This window comes from Candidatus Alistipes pullistercoris (genome assembly GCF_027665465.1).
Taxonomy (GTDB): Bacteria; Bacteroidota; Bacteroidia; order Bacteroidales; family Rikenellaceae; genus Alistipes_A; species Alistipes_A hominis.
Map to the genome: position 1 here is coordinate 85,201 of NZ_JAQDED010000012.1, position 5,288 is coordinate 90,488.

General features: G+C 50.8%; 5 protein-coding genes and 1 pseudogene. 5 read left to right on the plus strand and 1 reads right to left on the minus strand.

Annotated features, from left to right (window positions below):
* Window positions 1-309: pseudogene (locus tag PGR91_RS12960) on the minus strand (hypothetical protein); the annotation flags it as partial.
* 465 nt (window positions 310-774) lie between these two features.
* Between PGR91_RS12960 and PGR91_RS12965 the strand changes: the two are divergent.
* From PGR91_RS12965 to PGR91_RS12985, 5 genes are all read left to right on the plus strand, one after another.
* A complete protein-coding gene (locus tag PGR91_RS12965; protein WP_118657264.1) occupies window positions 775-1,668 on the plus strand; it encodes a HEPN domain-containing protein in 894 nt (297 codons plus the stop codon).
* Between the two features lie 493 nt (window positions 1,669-2,161).
* Window positions 2,162-2,401, plus strand: coding sequence for a helix-turn-helix domain-containing protein (locus PGR91_RS12970; protein ID WP_101572754.1), 240 nt, complete (start codon window positions 2,162-2,164; stop codon window positions 2,399-2,401).
* A gap of 30 nt (window positions 2,402-2,431) precedes the next feature.
* Window positions 2,432-2,539: a helix-turn-helix domain-containing protein gene (locus PGR91_RS12975; RefSeq protein ID WP_118657257.1), complete on the plus strand. Its 108-nt coding sequence runs from the start codon at window positions 2,432-2,434 to the stop codon at window positions 2,537-2,539.
* A gap of 255 nt (window positions 2,540-2,794) precedes the next feature.
* Window positions 2,795-4,255 (plus strand): amino acid permease, encoded by a 1,461-nt coding sequence (locus tag PGR91_RS12980; protein WP_118657258.1) that lies wholly within the window; start codon window positions 2,795-2,797, stop codon window positions 4,253-4,255.
* Between the two features lie 321 nt (window positions 4,256-4,576).
* The coding region (locus tag PGR91_RS12985; protein ID WP_147387426.1) for a hypothetical protein at window positions 4,577-5,288 on the plus strand (712 nt) is incomplete at its 3' end.

Consider the following 5,288-nt stretch of genomic DNA (forward strand, 5'->3'; position numbering starts at 1 on the left):
GTAATGCTCGGTACGAAGCAATGCCCAGCGCCCCGACAGCGATACCTCCGCCTGCGGGTGCGCTTCCTCGCGCGTGGCCGGGTGAGGGCCCAGCCCCGTGCGAAGCCATTCGACGCTGTACGCCGGGAAAGCGTAGTGAATCCGCGCGGCCAGTTCGGGACAGATTCCCGTCGCAGGGTCTTTCGCGGCTTCGATCATGTGCGGCCGTTCCAGACCGATGCGGCGGGCCAGCTCGTTCACGCACAACGTTTCGTTTTTAAGTATCGTGACGATGCGATCCCACGAAGGGGATTGAATGATTTTTTTCATAAGGCGAATAGTTAAAAAAACGGATCGTTACTGCGCCCGATGAAATCCGAAGCTGTTCGGAAAAAGGCATAAAAAGAGGGCGCATTTGCAGCCCCTAACAGCAGGTCTTGGGAACCTTAATCTGGAAGCTGTCCTGCGCCCTTGTCTGCCCTACCCGTTAAGGGCAGGACATAACAAGGACTGACAACTGTTATACCCAGATTAAACAACCTCCGAAAAGGCTCCCAAGTTCACTGTCAGGTATAAAGGTTGTTTGCCTTTATAGTATGTCCTTCGGCTATGCCGAATCGTCGTAGTTCCTTAAAGTTTGCATAGTAATTGCTTTTTAGGTTCGTTCCCGGACGGCACGAGCCGCCCCCTGTACAACGAATCCGCTTTAAGAAACCGTAAAACAAAGATACGAATAAAAATCAATTAACCGCGCCGGGTATGTATTTCTGGAAATTTCTTGCTAATTTTGTGAGTATGAAGAACTCGATCGACTTCCTGCCCGAACGCAAACAACGCGATTTGCACGAACTCGTCCGCCTGATCCGCGACGAAGTGAAGGACGTTGTGATGGTTATTCTTTACGGCAGCTATGCCCGGAACACCTACGTCGAGTGCGACGAACGCCGCGACTTCGGCGTGAGAACGTTTTACATCAGCGACTACGACCTGTTGGTAGTCACGAAAAAGCGGCTGGGAGTCAGGGAGTCCACCGCGACCGCCCGTATCGGCAACCGCTTTCTGGAAGGCAAGGATGCGGAGTTTCACACGCATCCGCAATTCATCAACGAAAGTATTTCCAAACTGAATAACGCACTTTCCGAGGGACGTTATTTCTACGTCGATATTCTGGCGCAGGGTATCGTACTCTACGATTCGGGGGAATACCAATTAGCTACGCCGCGCGATCTGAATTATCCGGAGATCAGAAAAATGGCGCAAAAATACTATAATAACAGATTTATCGAGGCATCGCGTTTTTTCGAAACGGCTAAATTCAACTATTTAAAAGAGTGGTACGTTATCGCTTCATTCCAACTTCATCAAGCAACCGAAAATTTTATAAAAACGATCCCGTTGGTCTACATTCTCTACGGGCACAAAGAACACGACCTCGAACTTCTGATAGAAAAATGCAAGCCTTACACGCTGGAGTTGTCGAAGGTCTTTCCGCGTGACACCCCGGAAGAAGAACGGCTGTTCAGACTGCTGCAACGCGCCTACGTCGAAGCCCGGTATAACGACGATTTCGTCGTCACGAAAGAAGACATCGACGCCCTTATGCCTAAAGTCGAACGCCTGCGTGACATCACCGAAAAAATCTGCTGCGACCGCATTGCCGAATACAACCGCCTGAGCCGCCAACCGTAAAATCATTGCAACGTTGCATTCGTTCTTTCAATACGAAGAAACAATGACGTTACGACATATTCTCAGACCAAACCTTGAATATTGATACAGGCAAACTTTCAACAAAAGAGGGCGCAGGGACTTATATTCTCTAACTGTAGGTCTTAGGAAACCTTAAATCGGAAAATTGCCCTACGCCCAAGTTAGCCTTGACACAAACGGTCAAGGCATAACATGGACTGGCAACTTTTATACCCGATTTAAACAACCTCATTACAGAGGCTTCCTAAGTTTACAGTTAGGCATAAAGAGTTGTTTACCCTTTATAATTTGCAGTAAAACTGCAAATTTATCGTCTATGTCGTATTACAATGTTTCCACAAAGATAACATAACTTTTTTATTTGATGTTGGTTAAAATGATTCCTTATTGAAAACAAAGATACAATATATTTTCCAACAATTACAGTACTGTCGTTATTAAAACACTCATTTTCTCCGGTTCTTTGTTAAATATGGGACGGGAAAGATATGATTACGAATTGTTGAAATGGACCGCCGATAGGCTAAAAGCACTACGGGAAGAGCGAGGTTTGTCCCAAGAAACAGTTTATTTTCATACCAATATTAATATCGGCAGAATAGAAATCGGCAAATCCAATATTTCATTGACATCATTGTCTATTTTGTGTAAATACTTCGGCATCTCCATTGAAGATTTTTTCAAAGGAATTTCGACAGAACAAGCAGGATAACCGCAAAGTAATAGATAGATACATACGCATATGTCGCGTATCGAAACAGGCAAAGTCAATTTTACAATTAGAACTTTATATAAAATTTCTATTGCACTCAATGTAAAATTAAAAGATATTATCGACATTGACGAATAATGATTTTATAAACACATTTTCAGCAACTTACCAGACACTACAATCGGGAAAAGCATAAAAGAAGGCGCATTTGCAGCTTCTAACAGTGAGGTATTGGGATACCCTGAATCGAAAGCTGTCCTGCGCCCTTGCCGGCCCCGACGCGCCGAATTGCCGACGACCGGGCCGGCAAGCAGACGCAATGCGGCGAAACGCTCCCCTTTTGGCACGAAAACTGAAAGATTCGAAAAACGTATTTTCGAATTTCCCGACACGATGGCTAAAAGCAAAAACATTACGACCATGCAACTCGCGCTGATGACGGCCGCCGCCGTAATCAGCCTGCGGGGACTGCCGATGATGGCGCAGGAAGAACTTACGATGTTCTTCTACATTTTTTTCGCTACGTTCCTGTTCCTTATCCCCGCCGCGCTGGTCGGGGCCGAGCTGGGCAGCGCCTTCGCCTCCCGGGGCGGCGGCGTCTATTCGTGGGTCAAAGAGGCTTTCAATCCGCACATGGGGTTCACGGCGATCTTCCTCCAATGGATTCAGAACGTGGTATGGTATCCCACCGTGCTGGGATTCGCCGCGGCGTCGATCGCCTACATGATCGGGATGCCCGCCCTCGCGCAGAACGGCGTTTTCGTCGGACTGTTTTCGATCGTCATGTATTGGGCGGCCACGTGGGTGACCCTGAGGGGCACGGCGACCGCTTCCGGCCTGACGAGCAAGGGATTCCTGATCGGGACGGTGCTTCCGGGCGTGGTGATCGTGGCGATGGCGCTGGCGTGGATCGCCGGCGGTAATGAAATCGCGTTCGAACACATCCCGGCGAGCGTTTCGCAGGTCGTAAGCGCCGACGCGACGCAGCACGCGCACCCCCGCCTTTTCCCGCACATCACGGGCATGAGCGACATCGCGTTCCTGGCGGGTATCCTGCTGCTTTTCGCCGGCGTCGAAGTGCACGCGGTGCACGCTCCCGAACTCAAAGAGCCGCAGAAACAGTTTCCGAAAGCCATGTTCCTGGCCGCGCTGATCTCCTTCGGGCTTTTCACGCTCGGCTCGCTGGCCGTAGCCGTCATTACGCCGTACGACCAGATCAACCTCCAATCGGGACTGTTCACGACGTTCGACATCGTATTCAAGCACTACCGCGTCGGCTGGCTCACGAACGTCATGAGCCTGCTGATCGCTTTCGGCGTCCTGGCGGGCGTGATGTCGTGGATATCGGGCCCCAGCCGGGGCCTGCTCTGGACGGCCAAAGAGGGCCAATTGCCCGAATTTATGAAAAAGACCAACAAGAACGGCGTCCAGGTCAACATCCTGGTGATCCAAGGCTGTATCGTCTCGGTGCTCTCGTCGCTGTACATCGTGATGAAAGACGTAAGCGTCGCCTTTTTCCTACTGAGCGCCCTCACCATCGGGCTCTACCTGATTATGTACATGATGATGTACGCCGCAGGCATCCGCCTGCGCTATACGCAGCCCGACCTGCCCCGCAGCTACCGCGTGCCGGGAGGCAACGCCGGGATGTGGTGCATCGGCGGCGGCGGATTCCTCGCCGTGCTGTTCGCATTCACCGTAACGTTCTTCCCGCCGTCTCAGTTGCCGGTAGGCAGCCCGGCGCTCTATACGGGGCTGGTCGTCGCGGGCACGGTCGTATTCCTGGCCATCCCGATCGTCATCAGCGTCGCAATGGGCCGCCGGGCGCGGAAAAACCGGCAGCCGTCGAAATAAAAAATTCCGGAAACGCTTTCCGGACAGTCGTTCCCCCTTCCGACGCATCGCTGCCGGAAGGGGGAACCGTCATTCCGGACAAGCCGGAAAGGTGCGGACAGGCCGCGCCGCAAACGGCGGTTTCGCTCCCCTGGCTTACCCGCTCCTCGCTTCCCCGCGTCATGGACGATCCGAATTTACAGCACCAAGGACGCCCCGCCCCGTTTATAAAAAACGAAACGATCTTGCTTTTCATTAAAATGATTTTTATATTTAGAATCGTTTTATTTTAATAACGCAAAACAAACAGATTTCATCGTTTCCCGGCAAAATAGATCCGGTATGGAAAAGACAATTTTGATAACCGTTTTTTCAATCCTTCTGGGAACCGTCGCTTTTTCGCAAAGTACTCGGTTCCTGAAAAGAGTCGAAAACAATTACAGCAGCGATCTCGTCCGCTTGAACGGAAAGCCGGACGGGTATTTCAATCTCGACAGCAAAACAGAAGTCGAGAAACTCTTTTTCGGAGACATTAACGCCGGAATCGAATTTTATGTCTCCCCCTCGACTGAAGCGAACTACGGTTTTCGCATCCTAAAAAAGCCATCAGACGGATCGTATACCCTTGAAGTAAAACGAATTTCCAACTGGAAGGAAGTAGAAACCGAACTTCGGGAAGAATTTCCATGGCAACGCGCTTCCGCCAATCGCTACATATCCGAAGATTCCAGCGTACGATTGGCGCAGCACAACCAAGCAATGCTTGCCGAACGCGAGAAAGAGCGGCCCAAACGTTACCAGGTCGAAACCGAATCCATCCCGGTAACCGATTCATTTGCCGAAAAGCTACACGAAAGATTCGTCTCCTCGATCGATCATTTCAAGGGAACGGGACGGCCCGGGAAAGTGCTCGACGGCGAAGAAACGACATTCCGGTGTGTCGTCGGCGACGACGTATGGACGCTGACCGTCAGCAAGACCGAAGGAAACATCCTCGAACTGTCCGATCTGTGCAAACGAATCATCGAAGACGCGGAAGCGGGCCGATTCGACG

What these genes read in the sequence shown, in the direction of transcription:
- PGR91_RS12965 (WP_118657264.1), top strand. Translation starts at nt 775, where the DNA reads ATGAAGAACTCGATCGACTTCCTGCCCGAACGCAAACAACGCGATTTG.
- PGR91_RS12970 (WP_101572754.1), top strand. Translation starts at nt 2,162, where the DNA reads ATGGGACGGGAAAGATATGATTACGAATTGTTGAAATGGACCGCCGAT.
- PGR91_RS12975 (WP_118657257.1), top strand. Translation starts at nt 2,432, where the DNA reads ATGTCGCGTATCGAAACAGGCAAAGTCAATTTTACAATTAGAACTTTA.
- PGR91_RS12980 (WP_118657258.1), top strand. Translation starts at nt 2,795, where the DNA reads ATGGCTAAAAGCAAAAACATTACGACCATGCAACTCGCGCTGATGACG.